The 21,018-nt window shown below is 43.8% G+C and carries 17 protein-coding genes and 1 pseudogene; 8 read left to right on the top strand and 10 right to left on the bottom strand.

What is annotated here, in order from left to right; translation table 11 throughout:
- Nucleotides 1–177: 177 nt before the first annotated feature.
- The 8 genes and pseudogenes from AB1401_02545 (at nucleotide 178) to AB1401_02510 (ending at nucleotide 11,470) form a co-directional block, all read left to right on the top strand.
- Nucleotides 178–548 (top strand): annotated as a pseudogene (locus tag AB1401_02545) (DUF559 domain-containing protein).
- 30 nt (nucleotides 549–578) lie between these two features.
- The gene (locus AB1401_02540) at nucleotides 579–1,802 is read left to right on the top strand and encodes an ABC transporter substrate-binding protein (protein MEW6614337.1); all 1,224 of its coding nucleotides are present in this window, start codon (nucleotides 579–581) and stop codon (nucleotides 1,800–1,802) included.
- Between the two features lie 49 nt (nucleotides 1,803–1,851).
- A complete protein-coding gene (locus tag AB1401_02535; protein ID MEW6614336.1) occupies nucleotides 1,852–3,234 on the top strand; it encodes a 2-hydroxyacyl-CoA dehydratase family protein in 1,383 nt (460 codons plus the stop codon).
- Nucleotides 3,235–3,404: 170 nt separating this feature from the next.
- The gene (locus AB1401_02530; protein ID MEW6614335.1) at nucleotides 3,405–4,613 is read left to right on the top strand and encodes a CoA transferase; all 1,209 of its coding nucleotides are present in this window, start codon (nucleotides 3,405–3,407) and stop codon (nucleotides 4,611–4,613) included.
- A gap of 203 nt (nucleotides 4,614–4,816) precedes the next feature.
- Nucleotides 4,817–6,304, top strand: a complete 1,488-nt coding sequence (locus AB1401_02525; protein ID MEW6614334.1) for a CoA-binding protein — start codon at nucleotides 4,817–4,819, stop codon at nucleotides 6,302–6,304.
- Nucleotides 6,305–6,514: 210 nt separating this feature from the next.
- On the top strand, nucleotides 6,515–7,729 hold the full coding sequence (locus tag AB1401_02520; protein MEW6614333.1) for an ABC transporter substrate-binding protein: 1,215 nt from the start codon (nucleotides 6,515–6,517) through the stop codon (nucleotides 7,727–7,729).
- 54 nt (nucleotides 7,730–7,783) lie between these two features.
- A complete protein-coding gene (locus AB1401_02515) occupies nucleotides 7,784–9,016 on the top strand; it encodes an ABC transporter substrate-binding protein (protein ID MEW6614332.1) in 1,233 nt (410 codons plus the stop codon).
- 60 nt (nucleotides 9,017–9,076) lie between these two features.
- Nucleotides 9,077–11,470, top strand: a complete 2,394-nt coding sequence (locus tag AB1401_02510) for a pyruvate formate lyase family protein (protein MEW6614331.1) — start codon at nucleotides 9,077–9,079, stop codon at nucleotides 11,468–11,470.
- A gap of 186 nt (nucleotides 11,471–11,656) precedes the next feature.
- Here the strand turns inward: AB1401_02510 and AB1401_02505 are convergent, their stop codons facing one another.
- The 10 genes from AB1401_02505 to AB1401_02460 form a co-directional block, all read right to left on the bottom strand.
- Complete coding sequence (locus AB1401_02505; protein ID MEW6614330.1) at nucleotides 11,657–11,908, bottom strand: hypothetical protein; 252 nt, start codon at nucleotides 11,906–11,908, stop codon at nucleotides 11,657–11,659.
- A gap of 31 nt (nucleotides 11,909–11,939) precedes the next feature.
- Nucleotides 11,940–13,082 carry an acyl-CoA dehydrogenase family protein gene (locus AB1401_02500; protein ID MEW6614329.1) on the bottom strand — a complete coding sequence of 381 codons (1,143 nt, stop codon included), beginning with the start codon at nucleotides 13,080–13,082 and terminating at the stop codon, nucleotides 11,940–11,942.
- Between the two features lie 247 nt (nucleotides 13,083–13,329).
- On the bottom strand, nucleotides 13,330–14,280 hold the full coding sequence (locus tag AB1401_02495) for a branched-chain amino acid ABC transporter permease (GenBank protein MEW6614328.1): 951 nt from the start codon (nucleotides 14,278–14,280) through the stop codon (nucleotides 13,330–13,332).
- Nucleotides 14,281–14,284: 4 nt separating this feature from the next.
- Nucleotides 14,285–15,151, bottom strand: a complete 867-nt coding sequence (locus tag AB1401_02490; protein ID MEW6614327.1) for a branched-chain amino acid ABC transporter permease — start codon at nucleotides 15,149–15,151, stop codon at nucleotides 14,285–14,287.
- A gap of 82 nt (nucleotides 15,152–15,233) precedes the next feature.
- Entirely contained in the window at nucleotides 15,234–16,427 is a 1,194-nt protein-coding gene (locus AB1401_02485) for an ABC transporter substrate-binding protein (protein ID MEW6614326.1), read from the bottom strand.
- Between the two features lie 228 nt (nucleotides 16,428–16,655).
- Complete coding sequence (locus AB1401_02480) at nucleotides 16,656–17,360, bottom strand: ABC transporter ATP-binding protein (GenBank protein MEW6614325.1); 705 nt, start codon at nucleotides 17,358–17,360, stop codon at nucleotides 16,656–16,658.
- On the bottom strand, nucleotides 17,347–18,126 hold the full coding sequence (locus AB1401_02475; protein MEW6614324.1) for an ABC transporter ATP-binding protein: 780 nt from the start codon (nucleotides 18,124–18,126) through the stop codon (nucleotides 17,347–17,349). The genes AB1401_02480 and AB1401_02475 overlap by 14 nt, the downstream gene beginning before the upstream one ends.
- A 98-nt stretch (nucleotides 18,127–18,224) precedes the next feature.
- Nucleotides 18,225–18,605, bottom strand: a complete 381-nt coding sequence (locus AB1401_02470; GenBank protein MEW6614323.1) for a cupin domain-containing protein — start codon at nucleotides 18,603–18,605, stop codon at nucleotides 18,225–18,227.
- A gap of 38 nt (nucleotides 18,606–18,643) precedes the next feature.
- Nucleotides 18,644–20,281: an AMP-binding protein gene (locus tag AB1401_02465; protein ID MEW6614322.1), complete on the bottom strand. Its 1,638-nt coding sequence runs from the start codon at nucleotides 20,279–20,281 to the stop codon at nucleotides 18,644–18,646.
- A gap of 30 nt (nucleotides 20,282–20,311) precedes the next feature.
- Nucleotides 20,312–21,016 (bottom strand): CoA-transferase, encoded by a 705-nt coding sequence (locus AB1401_02460; GenBank protein ID MEW6614321.1) that lies wholly within the window; start codon nucleotides 21,014–21,016, stop codon nucleotides 20,312–20,314.
- Nucleotides 21,017–21,018: the final 2 nt, after the last annotated feature.

The following is a 21,018-nucleotide window of genomic DNA, read 5'->3' as shown; positions in this document are numbered from 1 at the left end:
TTCTTTTGGTTGGGGACGTTCGGTGAGTGGTGGGAGAGGATCGATAGAAAAGTTTCTATAATTAAGAATCTTTTGACAATATGCCTATCAAGGTAATGTCAAAAGTTTTATGAAAAACTATTTTAAAACATATTGAAATATAAGAGAAACCCTCCCCCTTGAGGGGGGAGGGCGAGGGTGGGGGTGAAAAATCTGACCGGCATAGCCAAAAGACTCAGGAAAAACTCTACGAACACGGAGCAGTATTTATGGAAGCATCTCAGGAATAGGCAGGTAGAGGGGTTTAAATTTCGTCATCAACACCAGTTGGGCATTTTGTAAATCTTGAAAATAAAGTGTTTGTGGAGGTAGATGGCGGGCAGCATATACATAATTCAAACGATAAGATACGGGACGAATGGCTTAGGGCTGAAGGGTATAAAGTACTGAGATTTTGGGAGAATGAAGGATTCAATAACTTAGAAGGTGTTTTGGAGTTTATCAGGGATGCTCTTCTCACCCCTCACCCTAACCCTCTCCCACAAGGGGAGAGGGGAAATAATTTTTGACAATACGTTTATTGAAAGAAGGAGATAGCTATGAAAGAAGAAATTTTGGTTAGGGGGCATAATTTTACGGCTATATGTTTTTCAGCAATAGCCTTGATGCTCCTTTTGGGAAACAACTATGCACACTCTACGGAAGTGAGGGGGGTTACCAAAGACACCATAAAGATTGGAGTAATTGCGGATCAGACGGGAGTGGCTGCCCCCGTTGGCATCCCCATAACCAATGCCACAAGGACGTACTTTCAAAATATCAATGATCAGGGGGGAATCAATGGCAGAAAAGTAAAGATCATTGTTGAGGATGATCATTATACGATTCCCGGTGCTATTGCTGCTTTCAAGAAACTTATCTTTAGAGATGCAGTTCTGTCCGTTCTCTATACAGGAGGTACAGGCCAGACCTTTGCCCTTATGAGCCAGATTGAGAAGCAGAAGGTTCCTGTAATACCTGTAAGCTTTGCAGAGGGAATGACGACCCCGGTGAAAAGATATATATTCACAGCAACGGCGGGTTATGATGACGGTCTAAAGATTATCGTAGATTATATCATGAAAGATCTAAAGGCAAAAAAACCGAAAATAGCCTGTGCCTATCCAGATGTTGAGTTCGGTAAAACTGGCTTTAGTGCTACAAAGGAGTACCTTAAGAAGTATAACTTAGAATTCAGTGCCACGTCGATAATTAACTTTACTGAGATTGATGCAACCTCCCAGGTCTTGAACTTAAAGAAATCAGATCCGGATTATATAATCCTTCATGATGCCCTTGCCGGCCTTGTTTCCTTCTTTAAAGCTGCAAAGAGATATGGTTTAAGAAGTAAGGTCATTGGGTCATTTTATGTCAGTGACGAGGAGAATATAAAAGTTACAGGAGATGCCATGAAGGATGCTTTGGCGGTAAGCCCCATCGGTTATTGGAGTGATAATAGCCCTGGGATGGCTGAACTGAGAAAGATTACTACGAAATATCATCCTGAGACGAAGTGGATGATAAGAAGTTATATACAGGGGTGGCTCACTTCAATGATCTGTGCAGAGGGGCTAAAAAGGGCAGGTAAAAATCTAAATCCTGATACTCTGGTAGAGGCTTATGAAGCCTTTAAAAACTTTAGTACTGGTGAAATTTCGGCGCCCGTAAGTTACAGCAAGAATAATCATAAAGGTGGAACGATGAACAAATTGTATAAAGTGGACGTAAAGAATCAGACCTTTATACCGATTACGGAGTTCAGGGAGCCAGCTTTCAAAGATTGATAATCAACTTAATGGTTAAAAGTCTTCTCAATTTAAAAGGAGGTGTCCTATGTATACAGATTTTATGAAGTTATGCGGGTATGAAAACCAGGAACTGGAGAAACAGAGGCCAAGGATCGACAAGGCGTTTGATATCCTTGGCATAGGGAAGGAGGACATAAACAGGGCAGAGAAAAGGGTTAGGGAGAATCTCGATATTAGGCTTGAGGGTGTCCGTAAACTGCTGCGAGTATGGATGGAGGAATTTGTATCATTGCCCCTGTGTCGGGATGAGTACAAGAAGGTTATTTATTATGACTGGCCCTTTCCTGGTGCTATGATGATGGCGGTCCACAGGCTGTCGCCGGACGTCTACGTTGGGTCTATAGGGGAAATTATGAACGTGGGTATGGGCATGATCTTTGATAAACTCAGTCCCCTTCTTGAAGCGGGTGAGAAGACAGGGCTAGGGGTAGGAGAGGCACATTGTGCCCTCTGGCAGACTCACATAGGGGCTATTGAAAAGAAAATGATACCCTTACCTGATCTGATGGTCTCATCTGGCTGGTACTGCGATCAGCCAGCGGAGGCAGACCAACTCCTGGCAGAACTCTATGATATTCCTACTGTGTATATGGATGGGGTCCTTGATAGCTATTGGGGACAATGGCCTGACATCAGTGAAAGGATGGTACGATATGCTGGCGGTCAGATGGAGAAGATCTTCAGGAAGATAGAAGAGGTAACAGGCTATACGTTTACGGAAGACGTGCGTAAGACCGGTGTAAGAGACAATGCAAAGTACTATTACAATTATAACACGTTAGTGGAAACAATAGGGAAAAGTGATCCCCAGGCCATCAGCCAGGCGGATGTCAGCCTTGCATATATGATTTCCAATACCCCTATAAGGATGAGGGACGAGGCAGTTGATGCCGTTACCACATTGATTAGAGAGGCAAAGGAACGGATAGACAGGGGAGAGGGCGTCGTTGAGAAGGGTGCTCCAAGGATATACTTCGGTCTTCGAATGGCAGTTGATGCCGCTATACTTAAGATGGTGGAGAGTCTTGGGTTGGCGATGTCTGTTGTTTTTGTTGACTGGTTAACGCCTGTCGAGCGGACGAAGGCAAAATCGACAGAATACAGTCAAAAGATAATGGAAGGGTTCTTCAAGCGTGGACCACTGTGTTCTGCATCGGGGGCACTTGACTATTTCACAGAGTACTGCAAGGAGTGGAAGGTAGATGGGGCAATACTTTGTTATCCCTATTCATGTCGCCCGTATACTATTCCTCCCTTAATGGGCAAAAAGGCACTAAAGGACAGGCTGAGTATCCCTGTATTGGTTCTGGAGGGAGATGCCTATGATACCCGTAATTACAGTGCCGGGCAGTTAAGAACAAGGGTTGAAACATTTGCTGAACTGCTGAAGATGAGGAAGGCTTCTTAAGTTTGTTCCCTTCACTGATTATATAAGGGCTGCGAAGTAGAAGACTTATTTGATGTATCAAAGTTTCTCCAGCCTATAATTATAGTTGTTTTTGTGCTGATTGATTGTTATTATGGATATACCCCGATACTGTCGGGGTAAGATAATGAAGTGAAAGATGGAGGTGGAATGTGGAGTATCCTTTAGAAGGGATTAGGATTTTGGAGTGGGGTATTTTTCATGCCGGACCGGGAGGCACGGCTATCCTTGGTGATTTGGGTGCAGAGGCAGTAAAAATAGAAGAACGCGGGAAGGGTGATCCAATTCGGCATCGAGGCCGCTTTGGACGAACCTCCTTCGATTTGCCTGGCAACAGAAATCTCTTTTTTGAGGGTTCTAATCGGAATAAAAAATCCATTTGCGTCGATCTGAGCAAGGATATGGGGAAAGAAATTGTCTATCGTTTAATCCCTCATTTCGATGTGTTTCTGACGAATCTCCGTAGAAAAACCCGTGAAGACATGGGTATGACTTATCCTGTACTTTCTGATTTAAATCGGAGGCTGATATATCTTTCGGTTTCGAGTTATGGTCCAATGGGTCCTCACAAAGACCAAGGTGGGTTTGATTTCCAGGGCCAGGCACGATCAGGGATAATGTACAGCATGGGAGAGCCGGGGACACCTCCTGTTCTCTCTCAGTTCGGACTCATCGACCAGGCAACAGCTATCACCGTAAGCCAGGCAATTCTGGCAGCTCTTTTTATGCGGGAACGTACCGGAAAAGGACAGATGATTGAAACCTCGATTTTGGGATCTGCCCTGTATCTGTCTTATTTTAATTTATTGAATGCCCTGTGGCTTCATCAGGATGTCCCGCGTCACCGTCGCATGGATACAGACCCCATCCGAAATTACTATCAGTGTAAAGATGACAAGTGGTTTGCCATTACACTTCGGCCCAATGGAGATTGGCCCCGCTTTTGTCAGGCTATAGAGCACTCAGAGTTGGAGATAGATCCCAGATTTAACACACAGGAAAAGAGATCAGAGGAAAATTCGAGTGAACTTATCACGTTGCTCTCCCAGATTTTTTTAGCCAGAACACGTGATGAGTGGCTGGAAGCCTTCAGAGGGTACGACCTCTTTGCCTGTGCGATACACAGGCATACTGAGCTTGAGAATGACCCGCAAATACGTGAAAATTACCTGGATAAACTTGATCACCCAACTTTAGGGAAGGTTAATATTCCAGGTTTTCCTGCCCATTTTAGCGAGGCTCGAGCCGGGACGAGAAAAGCAGCCCCTGAAATGGGAGAGCATACTGAGGAGGTTCTGAGGACAGTGGGGGGATATAGTGAACACGAGATAGAGCAATTAAAAAGGGAGGAGATTATCTAGGAGAAATAAAATCCATTTATTGTCTTTTTTAGTTCTATGTGCTATTGAACAAAGGAGGTAAAATAATAAAGATTAGTTACAAATTATTCAGATATAAAACCAGTTACTTCTCGGAGTGTAGTTCAAGCTCTTTATCAACCGAATACAGTCTTTTTAAAAGTTGAAATTCATTTGAAGTTCAGGAGGTATTGGGATTGGAAAATGTGGTGAGAGTGGAATCTGTAAATGAAAGTTCTGTTGTAGAGCAACTCGATTACGTCTTTAATCCGCGCTCAGTCGCTGTAATTGGAGCATCGAACAGAATTGGAACGTGGGGATTTGGGGTTTTGAACCGTCTTCTTGGCAATCCGAAGAGGAAGGTTTATCCAGTTAATTCAAAAAGTGATGAAATAATGGGGATTAAGGCATACCGGAAAATCACAGAGATACCGGAACCAGTGGACTTTGCAGTTCTTTCAGTACCGCCCGCAAAAACCCCTGAAGTTATGAGAGAATGTGTAGCTAAAGGGGTTAAAGCAGCTTTAGTGATTACAGGAGGACTTGCTGAATCTGGTGAAGAAGGTGCAAAACTGGAAAAAGAATTGGTAGAAATCGCAAGAAAAGGTGGAATACGATTCATCGGGCCTAATAGTATGGGCCATATAAACACCCATTCCTCATTCTCTACCCTGGCATGGATGGAGGACGTGAAACCGGGAGGGGTTGCTTTTCTCTCCCAGAGCGGGACTTACGGACAGCGCGTGGTTCGCACAGGGACACATCGAGGGATTGGTTTTAGTAAATTTGTAAGCGATGGTAATGAGGCTGATATTCATCTGGAAGATTACATAGAATATCTTGCCGAAGATGAAGAAACCAGGATTATCGCTGCCTATGTCGAAGGATTAAGAGAGGGCAGACGGTTCTTTAAATTAGCCAGGGAAATCACGCGGAAAAAACCGATCATAATCATGAAGTCTGGATCCACAAAAGGTTCTGCAAGGGCAGCAAAATCCCATACTGCATCTTTATCTGGTTCGGATCAAATTTATGATGCTGCTTTTAAGCAGTCAGGAGTCATCAGAGTAGAGGATGAAGTGGAATTGTTTGATGTTGTTAATGCCCTGGTTTCTCTTCCTCTTCCCAGAGGGAACAGGACAGGGATTTTAACTGAAGGTGGTGGAATTGGTGTTGTAATGGCTGAGGCTACTGAAAAGGTAGGTTTAGAACTCCCTAATTTCTCTTATGAGACTACCGAGACATTGAGGTCTCTTTTACCTTCACGTTGTTCTTACGGAAATCCAACGGACATTACGGATCTGGTTACATCGGGTAATCTCGTTATCTTTTCCTGTCTGTGGGCAATCATGGAAGACCCTAACATAGATATTGCAATTCTTTTAGGGGGTATTGGAGCAAGTTCTTATTTTTCGAATATGATAGAGAAGGGATCTTTTTCAAATAATGAAGAGTTTCAAAAGATGGTTAAGTCTCTCGAAGAACAAGAACTTAAGAATTTAGATCTCATTAGGGAAAAAATAGACAGGCTTGGAAAGCCTCTTGTTTATGTAAATCTGATGCCAAGGGTTATGGCAGAACCGGAAAGCTTTAATCTCTTACGTGACAGGGGGATCCCTATTTATCCAAACCCCAGAAGGGCAGCAAGAGCGTTGCGTCACGTGGTGAATTATACTGAGTACCTGAATAAATAAAAATTATGAAAACCCAATCTCCCGATTACTGAACTCTGACTTTTCCTGCCATTCCCTTGCATCTCCTTTTGATGATGTTTCTGTACCTAGAACCTCTGATATAAAAAAGATGACTCCAAGGTTAAAAAAAATCTAAGATAAAAACTGGAAACAAAAAGGCATAAAAGGCTTTGATATGCAGGGTCTAATCTTCAAGAAAGGGGATTGGCTATGAAAACGAGGTATTTATCCGCGTTATTGCTTGTTGGTTTTTTGGTTTTAATCCTACACATTTCACAAAGCAGATTGGCATACGGTAAAGAAGCAAGGGGCGTAGCAAAGGATCTGGTAAAAATTGGTGTAATAATCGATCTCACAGGCCCTATTTCTAATGCTGGAGTTGTGGTGATAGAGGCGTATAAGAACTATACCCATTATGTAAACGACGAAGGGGGAATCCAGGGAAGAAAGATAAAGCTGATCGTGGAGGATGACCGTTATTCTATCCCGGCAGGGATAGCTGCCTTTAAAAAGCTGGTATTCAAAGATCAGATATTGGCAATCATAGGTCCCATCTCTGTTGGTGAAACAAAGGTACTCCTTCGCCATATTGAAAAGGAGAAGGTTCCTATATTGCCTTGGGCACCTGATACATCAATAATGAAGCCATATAAGAGGTATGTATTTCCAACAAATGGCTGGTACGATAATGAATGGGGTGTAACCTTTGATTATATCATCAATAAGTTAAAGCCCAAAAACCCGAAAGTTGCCCTTTGCTATCCGGATGTGGAATCCGGCAAGGTAGTTAGGGATTTGGCTGACGAGTGGGCAATGCTTTTTGGGCTAAAGCTTCATCTTGAGATCATTCCCCTGAACGCAATTGATGTTACCTCGCAGGTATTAAGCATGAAGAAGGCAGGGGTAACCCTTATCCTGTTGCATCATGTCGCTCCTGGAGCATCTGCGGTTCTCAGGGATATGAAGAAGTTCGACCTTGATGTTCCTTTATTTGGAACATCTGCTGCGTGCACAGAGGATATCATCAGGATAAGTGGTGAGGCATCAAAGAATTTTGTGGGTGTCAGTCCTTACAGTTCATGGTATGAAGAGAGCCCGGGAATAGCAAAAATGAGAGAGATAAGCATGAAATATAATCCGGGCGCTGAGAAATCATACAAAATCAAGAGTTATTCTCTGGGATGGATTATGCCTGCTATTCTCTGTGAGGGGATAAAAAGGGCTGAGAAGGATTTAGATGGGGAAAAGCTGGTGGCTGCGTTAGAGACTATAAATGATTTAGATACAAAGGGTATATGTGGTCCCATAACCTATACCCCTGCAATGCATTATGGGTTGAATTACAACAAGCTTTTCAGGGCAGATCCAAAAAGCGGTAAACTCATTCCTGTTACTGAGTGGAGGCTGCCACCTTTAAAAAAATAATGAGAACGGAGGCTACTATTTTTAACTGCTAGCAGTTTTTGCAGGGGGTATGCTATGGAAAAGAAGGCGGTTACACTGAATCTTCATGGGTTTTCAAACTGGGTTTTAATTGCTATCCTGATCTTATCGGGGTTATTTGGAATTAGAGGTAGTGCTTATTCAGCTAAAGCTCGGGGGATAACTGATGATACGGTAAAGATTGGTGTGATCCTCGATCAAACAGGGCCTGCTGCAAATGCGGTCATCCCCCTGACCGCAGGACTTAGAAGTCTGTTTCGATTCACCAATGAGCATGGAGGAATACATGGAAGAAAAGTGAAGGCATTGTTTGAGGATGACCGTTATTCTATACCGATGGCTATATCTTCTTTCAAAAAGTTGATCTTCCGGGATGAGGTTATTTCTTTAATCGGGCCTACAAGCACCAGTGGAGCTGTTGCCCTTTTGAGGAGTATCGATAGGGAAAAGGTCCCTACCTTCCCAGCATCGACAGCGGAAAGGATGGTAAAACCCTTCGAGCGGTATATATTTACCATTCAGGACATCTATCCTGGGCAGATGAAGGTAATTGTTGACTACATCATTAAGGATTTGAAGGCGAAGAACCCAAGGATTGCATTCGTCTTTCCTGATAACGAGGCAGGAAAAGCAGATTTGGTGCCCGGACTGGAGAGGCTCAAATACTATAATTTAGAGCCTGTAGCAAAGGAGGTGCTCAATCCCGGTTCCATTGAGGCAACCTCTCAGGTGATGAACCTGAAGAAGGCTAATGTTGATTATATTATTATCTGCGGTTCACTTCCCCAGCCAGCGGCACTCCTCCTTAGAGAGTTGAAGAAGTTTAGTTTGAAGGTTCCCTTATTTGGCAGTTGGGCGACCTGCAATGAAGATGTAATACGTATATCAGGTGATGCGTCTGAATTGTTTTATGGAGTCAGTTCCATGGCATCATGGTATGATGAAGGGCCTGGTGTGGCAAGGATGAGGGAGATTACCCTCAAATATGAACCGGGAAGGGAGAAACCCTATCGTGGAAAGACCTATACATATGGTTGGGTTATCGCAACAGTTAAAATCGAGGCTATGATGAGGGCAGGCAGGAATCTCGATGGAGAGGTTCTGATAACTAGTTTAGAAGGAATGAAGAACTTTGATACAGGAGGGCTCACGGGTCCTATAAGTTATAGTCCAACAAACCACAACGGGGGGAGTACCTGGAAGATATTTAAAGCCGATCCGTCCACAGGAAAGTTTATACCGATAACCGAATGGAGGAGCCCAGAGTAAAAGTTATCTGCTCTTCCACAAACTCCACGATAGGTTAGATGGTCAGAAAGGGAGATTATTATGAGTGGAACAACTCTGAAGTTGAAAAAAGAAGTTGCTGTAAAGGGATTTAGATCGGTACAGAGAGGTTTTGATCCGACCGAAATCGAAAGTCCATATGCCCCCGGGGTAAAAATATGTCTTGATAGGGCACGTTTATTGACTCAATCATACATGGAGACGGAGGGGGTTCCCATTGTTTTGAGAAGGGCAATGGCTCTGGCTAACATACTGGAAAACATAAAGATATATATAGGTGATAAGGAACGGATTGTCGGAAATACTGCCTCTACACCCGATGCTCTGGTTCCTTATCCAGAATATTACTGGAGGTGGCTGGATAAAGAGATTGATAAGCGCTACAAAAACATGCTGGATAATCCAGGCAGAGAAGAACTCCACCAGATACATAAATATTGGCAGAACATAGCGGTTCAGGGTAAAGAGCGAGACCTTGTGCCTGACGATGTAAAGCCTTACTGGAAATTTAGTGGCCCCATTTTCTGGGGTTATTATTACGAGTCGGGAGTCCCAAATTTTGAAAAGCTATTCAAAGTTGGACTAAAAGGGTTAATAGCCGAGGCGGAAGGCAGGCTGAAGACTTTAGGTTCAAATGTGGACAAAGAGTATTTTGAAAAGTTAAATTTTCTTAAGGCTGTAATTATATCATTAAGGGGTGGAATCGCTTTTGGAAAGAGGTTTTCTGTATTGGCTGGAGAAATGGCGGATGGTGAGAATAATTTACAGAGAAGAAAAGAATTAAAAGAAATATCAGCCATATGTAATTGGGTACCAGAGAATCCACCCAGAAACTTCCATGAGGCTTTACAGTTTATTTGGTTTATAACCCTGGCATCTCGTGTGTATGAGCTGAATATGAATGGCTATGCAATTAGACTTGACCAGCTCTTATATCCAATTTATAAGAAAGATAAAGAAAAGGGGAAGATTAAGAGGGAAGATGCGCAGGAATTATTAGAGTTTTTATGGTTAAAGTTCAATTCAAGGGGAGAGTTGGTAGCACCACTTATGGGAAGTGGTAATGTTGGCTTTCATCCCAATGTTACTTTTACCGTTGGAGGGGTTACTCCTGATGGGAGGGATGCCACAAATGAGATGAGCTATATTATTCTCGATGCCTCAAAGGCAATAAAGGGAACACAGCCGCAAATCGCTTTCAGGTACCATAATAATATCCCAAAGGACTTCCTTATGAGTGCCATTGACCTTCTGAAAACCGGTGTTGGATACCCTCCCTTCTTCAATGATAAGGTGGTAATACCGATGATAGTAAACGAGGGGATACCGATAGAGGATGCCAGGAATTATGGAATAGAGTCCTGTATGAGGTGGACTATACCAGGAAAGAATATAACCTACAGGGCATTATCCGGAGTCCTAATCGGGCCAAAATGCCTAGAGCTGGCTTTGAATCAGGGGATTGATAAGTTTAGTGATAAGCAGATAGGGGTTTCAACTCCGGATCCTTTGACTTTTTCCTCTGTTGAGGATGTGATGGATGCCTATCTTCAGCAGGTAAGATTCTTCATGGATAAACTGGCAAAGATAGCCAATATGGCTGATGTTCTATATGAGGAGTACTTACCGCGACCTTTTCTCTCGGCTTTGCTTGATGGCTGCATAGAACGAGCGGAAGATTGCAGAAGATGGTCTTACTTTGACAAGAAGGTAATGGCACCTGTAGGCTTGATTAACGTAGCTGATGGTCTGACTGCTATGAAGAAGCTTGTCTTTGATGAAAAAAAAGTGCGTGTAGCCGAATTACTCAAATCACTTAAAGGCAACTGGGAGGGCAAAGAGGACATGAGGAAAATGTTCCTGAACGCTCCAAAGTTTGGAAATGATGATGATTATGCAGACCAGATAGCGAAAGAAATCCAGTTCAGAACAGCAGCGGAGATGAAAAAAGTAAAGACATCCAAAAACAGTTATTATCAGGTGGATGGAAGTGCAGGGGCTAATTATTTTGGTTACAGCGCACTTACTGGTGCTACTCCTGATGGCAGGAAGGACAGGGACCTTTTTGCAGATGGCACTTTATCTCCTGAGCGTGGTATGGATAAAAACGGTCCTACAGCGGTACTTAAATCCACTTCGAAGATCGATCCCTTAACGACCTACACACTACTTTTGAACCAAAAATTTCTACCCCAATATCTGGAGGGAGAATATAAGGAGTTATTCGCTTCCTATATAAAGACATGGGCCGATTTAGGGCATTTTCATATCCAGTTTAACGTGATAGACAGAAAAACTCTGTTGGAGGCACAGAAAAATCCAGTGCAGCATGCTGATCTTGTTGTACGGCTGGCAGGTTACAGTGTCTATTTCGTTGATCTGCCCAGGCAGATTCAGGATGAGATCATAAATAGAACGGAACAGGAGTTCCACTGACGATAGAGCAGAAAAATACTATCTTTCGGACAGCGGAAGCTGAAAGTTGAGTTAGAGATGCTTATATCACCATTTCAGCCAGCACCGATAGTTAGGGTAGGGGATAACGCCGCGGATGAGGAGTATCCGCTGTTTGCTCGGCGCGAAGCGCCCTCGACAACAATTTGTTTACCAATTTGGCGGTGGTTATTTATTTTCACTTAGCAGTATCTCTATCGTAAAATTCTTAAACCTTTCGTTCTTTTTAATGAGGGCATCCATCAAACTATATGATCCCCTATCTTCGCATTTGACATGAGCACAACGGCATTGGCGCTGACAATTTTCGCAAAAATAGTTTTCGTTTAACTGGAGTCCACAGCTACCACAATAGGGCTTCATAGAAAGGGAGCCATCCTCGACACATGCTAGAAAATAATCCTGCTTACCTTTTTCCATACCTTTTCTCCATTTCTAGGAAATATTCTGCCTATGCCAGCAGAGACCTCGCTACCACAACCCTCTGGATCTGGTTGGTTCCCTCAAATATCTGAAAGCACTTGGCATCTCTCATCATTCTTTCCACCGGGTAGTCGCTGGTATATCCATACCCTCCAAGAATCTGAACTGCGTCTGTGGTGACTTTCATAGCCATATCACTGCTGAAATATTTTGCCATGGAAGCAAGCATCATACTCTCTCTATTACGATTTAATGCAATAAAGGCAGCTCTGTAAACAAGATACCTGGATGCCTCAATCTGTGTTGCCATATCTGCCAGCATAAATTGGATTCCCTGAAATTCACAAATAGGCTTTCCAAACTGGACCCTCTGTTTTGCGTATTTTACGGCATAATCGAGGGCACCCTGAGCTAATCCTACCCCCATAGCAGCCACTATTGGGCGGCTCTCATCCAGGGTATGCATAACGTCCTTAAACCCATCTCCCTCTTTGCCTAGAAGATTATCTCTTGGGATACGACAGTCCTCAAAGATCAATTCGCATGAGGCAATGCCCCTTATACCCATCATCTTCTCTTTCTTAGAAATGATTCGTCCAGGGGCTCCCTTTTCAACCACAAAGGTGCTAATTCCCTTTGCTCCTTTGCCTGTATCAGTTTTGGCATAGACCGTTGTTACATCAGCAAGGTCACCAACCGTATGAAAACGCTTTGTGCCGTTTAGAATGTAATGATCACCTTTAAGCACAGCAGTTGTTCTTATAGCAGAGACATCAGACCCTGCATCCGGTTCAGTAATGGCTATGGCAAACAGCCATTCACCGGTTGCCAGCTTGGGTAGATATTTAGCCTTTTGTTCATGAGTACCAGCCAATCTGAATGCTGCAGAGGCAAGAGATAGGGTAGGGGCTGTGAGAACAGCCATGCTTCCACTCACCCTGCTAAGTTCCTCTGTAGCCAGGCAGCAGGTCAGGAGGTCACCCCCAGATCCACCATACTCTTCAGGGAAGAATATAGCCTGGACACCAATTTCACTCATGGCTTTGTAGACATCAGCTGGAAATTCGTCCTTTTCATCAATTTCAGCTGCCCTTGGTGCGATCCTGTCTTCAAAAAAGCTTCTCAAAGACCTCTTAAACATTTCCTGCTCTTCAGTAAGTTGAAAAGGCATATACGTTTTATCCTCCTTTAGGTCGATATTGATTTAGTCCAGTGGATTTCCAAGGCTAACACTCTATAGAGGTGTTTGTCAATAATACAGATATGTGTAAGAAAAGCAACAGAAAAAAATCAGGATATATCGATACCTCAACAACTTTTCTCTACCACCATGTTGGACATAGAGGATAGAGCCAAATAGACTGCTCCTCTATTCCACAATACCCTTAAAGTAATTTGAAGCAATTTGAGGTTGTGATTTACTCTCTGCTTTTTAGACGTTTCAAAGTACTCGGGAAAGACAGTAACCCTCCCGGAAGGAAGCGCATTACAACTATCAAAATCATGCCAGTAATCAGAACCTCCACGTGTCCCCATTTTGCCAAGAGTAAAGAAAGCAGGCTGAAGAAACATGCTCCTATGATTGGCCCAAATATGTTGGCAGCGCCACCCACTACAACGAAGGCTATTACCATTATCATATAGTTTATTCCGAAATCCAATGGAGCGATAACTCTAAACAGGTGAGCACTGAGACTCCCGGCTATTCCTGCGAAGAATCCCCCTATAGTAAAGGCTATAATTTTGTGCATCGACACATCTATCCCGATAGATTCGGCAAGGATATCCGCCTGAGCTATAGCTTTTGAGATCCTGCCAAAGCGGGATTTTACCATGAAATGGATAAAGAACACAATTAGAGCCATTATTGTCAACCCGAGATAATACTGGGCAACTTTGGAAGAAAAACTCAATGTAAATCCTGCGAAGGAAATAGGAGAGGGAGGGGGGATAGCGAAGATCCCGCTGTGTCCTCCAAAAGCATCCTGCCAGAAGTTAGAGACTATAGTCATTACAATCTCTGCAAAGGCAAAAGTGACCATAAAAAAAGCAAAGCCCTTTAGTCTCGAAGCAGGAAACCCGATAAGAAAAGAAAAAAGCGCAGCGATCAGTCCAGAGATGGGAAGAGCAACCCAGAAAGAGACACCTATCTTTATCACAAGAAGGGCAGAGCTATAGGCTCCTATTGCCATCATGCTAACATGCGCCAGTGACATTTCCCCTGTCGAGTAGATCAACCAGAGGCTGGTAGCAAGGATAATGTTAAGCCACAAAATTATTAGTATGTGCAGGATATATGGATCCTGAGTAATTACTCCAATAAAAAGCAGTAGGATAGCAAGGAGATAAAACCCTAAATATTTTTTCATCTTCTCAAGTCTCCTCATATCCCAAAAGCCCTTTAGGTCTAACCAGCAGGATTAAAATAAGGGCGCCAAAGAAGATAGTGGTAACAATGGCAGGGCCGAAGTAGAACCCCCCAAAACTTTCGATAAAACCGAAAATAAATGCGGCAAGAATGGCACCCGGGATGCTGCCCATTCCTCCAACGATTATTATCACAAAAGTTTTCAGGATAACAGGTCCCCCTATCCATGGATCCACATAAAACACTGGTCCCAGTAAAGCTCCGGCAAGACCCGCTAACCCACTTCCTAAAGCGAGCGCAAGTCCTGAGATGTGATTTATACGTATACCTCCCAGGAGAGCTGCCTCGCTGTCCTGAGCCACAGCCCGCATAGCCTGTCCCACTTTAAGCCTTTGAAGGAACGTATGTAAGCCTATCAATATAGCTATACTAATAAGGACAATTGCGACCCTCTCTGCGGGGAAGGAAACAGAACCTACCACAAATTTCCCCGTGAAGGTTGATGGAATAGACTTTTCCGTTAAACCAAACGCCTGCTGAGCGGAGTTCTGAAAAAACCTGGAAAGTCCAAGAGAAACTATAAAGGCACCTAAGAGGTGACCCCGGAAGGGTCGAAATATCAGTCTTTCCAGAATCAGGCCAAGAAGTCCAAGTGTGAGGGCAGCCAAAAATAACGTCACTACATAAGGCACTTTTGCCACAGCAAAGAGGTAATAAGTGGTAAACCCACCCAGCATGTAGAGTTCACCGTGGGCGAAGTTGATGATGCGCATAATGCTGAAAACCAGGGTGAGCCCAGAAACTATAAGACCATAGGTGGCTCCAATCATTATACCATTTAAGATGAGCTGAATGAAAATCTGAATCTCCATTGCAGTGTGTCCTCAGATAAAGCGTAAAATTTGGGGAAGGGAACGGAGAATCCCTTCCCCAAGATTTTGCTTCATGATATCTTTAGGGCTTCTCAAGGGCTACCAGTGTAAACTTCCCTCCACGACAGCGGGAAATCTGGATGGGAAGCACAAGCTGGTGTTTTATACCATAGGTCTTCTCCCCTGTAAATTTTGCAGGTCCCTGGAGGAGATTAAGTTGCAGCGCCTTCATAGCTTTTGCTACCTTGGCTGTATACAGGCTATTTGCTTTCTTTATTGCTTCAACGACCACTGTTATCGAGTCGTATCCGTTTACACCGAGACCGGCTAAAGGTTCATTGTATTTTTCCCTATACCTACGTGCCAGTTCTTTAACCTTTTGAGGCACGGAAGGGTCCTCTTCATCGGTTATTATGGTTAGTGCAGAAATGGCTTCTTCTGCAGCTTCCGCCCCTGCCATTTTCAAGACTAACTCCGGAACGGTCGCCAGATTAGTTACCAGAGGACCGGTGTAACCTAGCTCCCTGGCCTGCTTCAGGAGCAGCACCCCTTCGCCGAGCAGACAACCTGTCGTCTCAACGATGTCAGGTTTTTCGGATATCATTCGAGTCAGTATCGGGGCGAAATCCTTGGTTCCAAGGGGGAAATTGCCATCGTATACCACCTTAAACCCCTGTGCCTCTGCACCCTTGCGCCCATATTTGTTACAGTCCTTTCCCCATGCATCATCCCGATTGAGAACAGCAACTTTCTTAGCTTTGGGGTACTCTCTGTGCAGCCATCGATAAAGGGCAGGCATATATTCAGCAGCCCCCATAAGAAGCCTGAAAGAATATGGCTTGTCAGGACCGAGAAGCCCGGCTCCGGAAGCCAGGGTGCAATGAAGCACTTTGTTAGGCTCGCTGACAGATAGTCCTGCAAGGTTGGGGGCAGTACCAAAGGTCGTAGCTATGAAGTTTACCTTGTCCTGAAAAATAAGTTTATTAATCGCCTCCAGCCCTCCAGCAGAGGTATATTTATGGTCATAAGTTATAAGCTCAAGTTTGTATTTTTTCCCACCTATAGTTATGCCACCAGCCGTGTTGTACTCCTCAATACGCATCTCACCGCATCGCATTACTGCCACTCCCCACGGCGCACCCGGCCCTGACAGAGCAAGATAGCTACCAAGCTTCAGGGGCTCTGCCGCCTCGGATAACCCTCTGGATGCCGGACAGATCAAGATAACAGCTGCTATCAGGAAACCCAGTAACCAAAACAATGCGTTCTTCTTCATAACTTCCTCCTTCTCTTTAATTTAAGTTATACTTGTTTGTTGAAGACATCATAATCTTTTTACGCCAACATGTTTAGATCAGGTCAATATTGTTTCCAGAAGAACATCAGATAAAAATTGTAGAGAACCACCTCCTTCCAGCATATTCATGTCCGTTTATTTATAAAGACTTCACCCGTATGTCAAATTTACAATTGATTCTGTGACAGGTGAACAGGCTCGTTTATACTATATTCCTAAATATGCTTTTTTGACATGGTCATCGTTGGCTACTTCCTTTGAATGCCCTTCCAGACGCACCTTTCCTTTTTCCAAAACATAAGCATAGTTAGACGTTTCCAAAGCCATTCTAGCATTTTGCTCTACCAGTAAGACACTCAAGCCTGTGTTTTGTATCTCACCAATAATCCGAGCTACTTCCATCACCATAATTGGAGAAAGACCAAGGGATGGTTCGTCCATAAGAAGTAATCGAGGATTAGACATTAAAGCACGGGCTATAGCCACCATTTGCTGTTCCCCTCCGCTCAAAGTGCCAGCCTTCTGTCTGGTTCGTTCTTTAAGTACCGGAAATCTCTCATATATCATTTTGAGGTCTCTTTTTATTTCCGATTGATCTCTCCGGAGATAGGCTCCCATTTGTAGATTTTCCAGGACTGTCATAAATGGATAGACTCTTCGGCCTTCAGGGCAATGGGCTATACCAAGTTTTACGATTTCTTCTGGAGGGTTGTTTTCAATTCTATGGTCTTGAAACCATATTTTACCCATAGTAGGTGACTTCAGACCTGAAATGGTTCTTAGCAGTGTCGTCTTACCGGCTCCGTTGGCTCCAAGAAGCGCTATAATTGAACCTTTGGGAATTGTAAGGGAAACATCACTGAGGGCTTCAGCCCCATCATAGTGGACGCTCAGACTTTCAATTCGAAGCAGCATCTCTATACCTTCCCAAATAAGCCTCTATAACAAGTTGATTATTAACTACTTCCAGAGGGGGACCTTCTGCAATCTTTTTACCAAAGTTTAATACCGCTATTCGGTGACACACACTCAGTATTGCCCGCATATTGTGTTCCACTAAAACAATAGTTGTTCCTTTATTCTTGTTTATTTTTCTGATTCTCGTCAACATAAGCTCTATTTCTTCGGCAGTCATGCCAGCTACGGGTTCATCTAAGAGCAGAACCCTGGGTTCTGCAGCCAGGGCTATTGCCAAAGCGAGAGCCCGCTGATGACCATAGGAAAGGTTTTTGGCATATTCGTCTTCCAATCCATATAAACCAGCCAACTGGAGGATACCCATTGCCTCTTCTTTGAAAAAATCCGCCTCCCGTCTATATAGAGGTGTACCAAGAATATAACTCCAGAAATGTGCTTTGTATTGGAGGTAAAAGCCGAATATTACATTCTCTAGGACAGTATATTCTTTAAAAAGAGTTGTGTGCTGAAAAGTTCTGATAATTCCCTTTCGAGCTATCTTATTTGGTTTGAGTCCGGTTATATCCTCACCGTTATACTTTATAGTTCCTGATGTAGGTTTATAGATCCCCCCTATGAGGTTAAAAAATGTAGTTTTCCCTGCCCCATTTGGACCAATCAACCCAAAAATTTCTCCTCCCTCGATTGAAAGATCGAGTCCACTAACAGCGATGAGACCGCCGAAATGTTTGGTCAGCCCGTTAAATTCCAGTAAAGCCACGTTACGTTTGAGATCCTTTCATGAATTCGGTAACCCTTGAGGTGAAAATGTAAGAAGCTAACAATCCTCACTGCTGAGAATGAATTGTGGGAATGTGGTCAGATAGGTTCCGAATCAGGCAATTGCACAGCCACCATACGTGCAATGTTATCACCAAGAACCCGGCTGGCATGACCTTTGCCCACCGTGTCCTCCTGAAATGTGATGCTACCTGGTCCAAATTGGCGTATTTCACCGTCGCTAACTTCGATCTCTATTTCGCCCGAAAGAAAAAAGAAAAGCTGCCGCTGTGGTGTTGGGTGCCAATCACCATACCAGCCAGCTGGGCTTTCTAAAAAGCAGTACTGGGAAGCTGGGTTAAAAGAGGAAAGATTTACTGGCGGTGCCGGAGGGGCAAAATTGACCTCTTTGATCTCGACTTCGACATCCTCGAAATGAGACTCGCCGCTTGAATCGGCATAGATGCGTGTATACTTCATACTGAAGTAACCTCCTTTATATTGATAACAGAATAATTCTAAGTGCTTCCCGACTTCTTTTCTAGCTCCTTTAACCCAACCTCTTTCAACTTAAACTTCTGCACCTTACCGGTAGCGGTTCTGGGGAAGTCCTTACCAAATATTACATATCTTGGAATCTTGAAACTCGCTATCTTCCCTTTGCAGAAACCGATTATCTCCTCCTCTGTACACGTCTCCCCCTCTTTCAACTCTATAAACACTAAACCAACCTCATCCTTTATCTTGTCAGGCACACCTATCATATGCGCTTCTCTTACCTTCGGATGACGATGCAAAAACTCCTCAACCTCCAATGTGGATATATTTATACCCCCACTCTTCAACATGTCCTTAATCCGACCTTTGAAGCTGAGGTAGCCATCCTCATCCAGAATACCCAGGTCTCCCGAATGAAGCCATCCTTCACTATCTATAGCATCGGATGTCTCTTTGGGCTTTTTGTAATAACCCTTTGTCACATTGTATCCCCTGATGCATATCTCTCCCTCTTTACCAACAGATAAAACCTTCCCTGTATCAGGGTCTGTAATTTTTATCTCGACTCCGGGAAGTGGTTTGCCCACTTTATGGAGTCGTGTCTCCAGAGGATCAGTACAGGAGGTAATTGATGATACAGCAGCCGTCTCGGTAAGCCCGAAAGCATTGCATATCTCCTTCGGACCAAGCTCTTCTATCACCCTGCTAATAATCTCAGGCGCACCTATGGTTACTCCAGTTCTCAGTGACTTCGTATTATATTTCCTTAAGTCAGGGTTATCGAGTATCGCTAAGCTCATATTGGGCATACCATAGTAAACAGTACATTTTTCTATGTCCATCAACGCTAATGCCTCCCCTGGATCAAAGGACTCTTGTAAAACGATGCAGCCCCCATGGGTTATGGTGGTTAGTGTTGCATTGCAGCAGGCAAAAGAAAAAAACAGGGGGACGGATAACCACAGCCGGTCTTTTTCTGTAAACCCCTGACGGTTACCAATATTAAAACCATTTCTCCCTATGTTTATGTGGCTAAGCTGTACCCCCTTGGGAAAGGCAGTTGTACCTGAGGTGTAGAGAAGATTCGCTATATCGCCTGGTTTTACTGTACACTGAATCTCTCTTAATCTATTATCTGAGATGTCTTTACCCCATTCTGTAATCTTTTGAAAATCAAACATCCCATCATAGCTTTTCTTACTAAAAGATACTACATTGGTTAAAAGAGGGAACTTTTCAGATTGCAGCTTTCCCGGCTCACATCTGCCAAGCTCAGGGCAGAGCTCTGTGAGCATCCCTACAAAATCATTATTCAAAAACCTATCCATCATTATTATTGTGGTTGTATCCGACTGCTTCAGGATATACTCCAGCTCGTAAAGCCTGTACCAGGTGTTTATGGCTACCATCACAGCGCCGATCTTGGAGATTGAAAATTTTGTATAAAGCCACTCCGGCTGGTTGCTCATCCACAGGACTACCTTGTCTCCCCTTTTAACACCCAGATTTATAAGACCTTTTGCAAGAACATTAACCTTTTCCTGAAACTGTCTGTAGGTTATCCTCTGATCCCTGAATACTATTGCCTCCCTATCAGGAAACTTCATGGTTGTGTCATCAAGAATATCACCCAACGATCTGTCAACCCATGTACTCATTCTCAATACCTCCTGGTATCCCAAGGATTTCTACAAGTCAATCTCCTTAAGATCAGAACTTATAATCAGCTTTGGCTCTGTCAAAGTCTGCACATCCTCTGACGTCCATCCCGGAGCAACCTCCCTCAGTAAAAGACCTTTTTCCGTCACATATATGACCGCAATATCGGTAACGATTATATCGACGCACCCCTTTGCTGTCAAATCGAAAGAACATTCTTTAACTATTTTAAATTCTCCTTTAGGGGTGCAATGCATCATACAAACCATAACGTTCTTGGCACCCACTGCCAGATCCATCGCGCCGCCGATGCTGCTCAACACCCCTGGGGACCTCCAGTTTGCCAGATCTCCTTTCTCTGATACCTGAAGACCGCCAAGAATGGTCCAATCAACCTTTCCTGATCGAATCATGTCAAACCCCTCTTCCATGTTGAAGATGCATAAGCCCGGGAGGGGTATCACAGCCATGCCGCTCCCATCTATGTACTTGTACTTTGCCTCCTCTGCTTCTTCTTTCGTAGCCATTCGCCCATAATTCAGAAGCCCTGTCTCAGCCTGGAGTATCAGGGTCTTATCAGGAAATGGCAACATGTTCGACAAAAGCGTAGGCATACCAAAACCAAGATTCACATACTGACCATCCTTTAACTCCTTGCTCGCCCTCGCTATTATCCCCTTCTCATCAAGCCTCTTCTTAGATAATAATCCTTTTCTCGTATCGTTATCCCCCATGT

It is taken from the genome of Thermodesulfobacteriota bacterium, assembly GCA_040757775.1.
GTDB lineage: Bacteria > Desulfobacterota > UBA8473 > UBA8473 > UBA8473 > UBA8473.
Note: the sequence above shows the minus strand (reverse complement) of the source record. Positions and strands in the feature narration are given on the sequence as shown.

Bases quoted from the DNA above. Each gene is read 5' to 3' on its own strand.
- AB1401_02540 (MEW6614337.1), top strand. From the start codon at position 579: ATGAAAGAAGAAATTTTGGTTAGGGGGCATAATTTTACGGCTATATGT.
- AB1401_02535 (MEW6614336.1), top strand. From the start codon at position 1,852: ATGTATACAGATTTTATGAAGTTATGCGGGTATGAAAACCAGGAACTG.
- AB1401_02520 (MEW6614333.1), top strand. From the start codon at position 6,515: ATGAAAACGAGGTATTTATCCGCGTTATTGCTTGTTGGTTTTTTGGTT.
- AB1401_02515 (MEW6614332.1), top strand. From the start codon at position 7,784: ATGGAAAAGAAGGCGGTTACACTGAATCTTCATGGGTTTTCAAACTGG.
- AB1401_02510 (MEW6614331.1), top strand. From the start codon at position 9,077: ATGAGTGGAACAACTCTGAAGTTGAAAAAAGAAGTTGCTGTAAAGGGA.
- AB1401_02505 (MEW6614330.1), bottom strand. From the start codon at position 11,908: ATGGAAAAAGGTAAGCAGGATTATTTTCTAGCATGTGTCGAGGATGGC.
- AB1401_02500 (MEW6614329.1), bottom strand. From the start codon at position 13,082: ATGCCTTTTCAACTTACTGAAGAGCAGGAAATGTTTAAGAGGTCTTTG.
- AB1401_02495 (MEW6614328.1), bottom strand. From the start codon at position 14,280: ATGAAAAAATATTTAGGGTTTTATCTCCTTGCTATCCTACTGCTTTTT.
- AB1401_02490 (MEW6614327.1), bottom strand. From the start codon at position 15,151: ATGGAGATTCAGATTTTCATTCAGCTCATCTTAAATGGTATAATGATT.
- AB1401_02485 (MEW6614326.1), bottom strand. From the start codon at position 16,427: ATGAAGAAGAACGCATTGTTTTGGTTACTGGGTTTCCTGATAGCAGCT.
- AB1401_02470 (MEW6614323.1), bottom strand. From the start codon at position 18,605: ATGAAGTATACACGCATCTATGCCGATTCAAGCGGCGAGTCTCATTTC.
- AB1401_02465 (MEW6614322.1), bottom strand. From the start codon at position 20,281: ATGAGTACATGGGTTGACAGATCGTTGGGTGATATTCTTGATGACACA.
- AB1401_02460 (MEW6614321.1), bottom strand. From the start codon at position 21,016: ATGGGGGATAACGATACGAGAAAAGGATTATTATCTAAGAAGAGGCTT.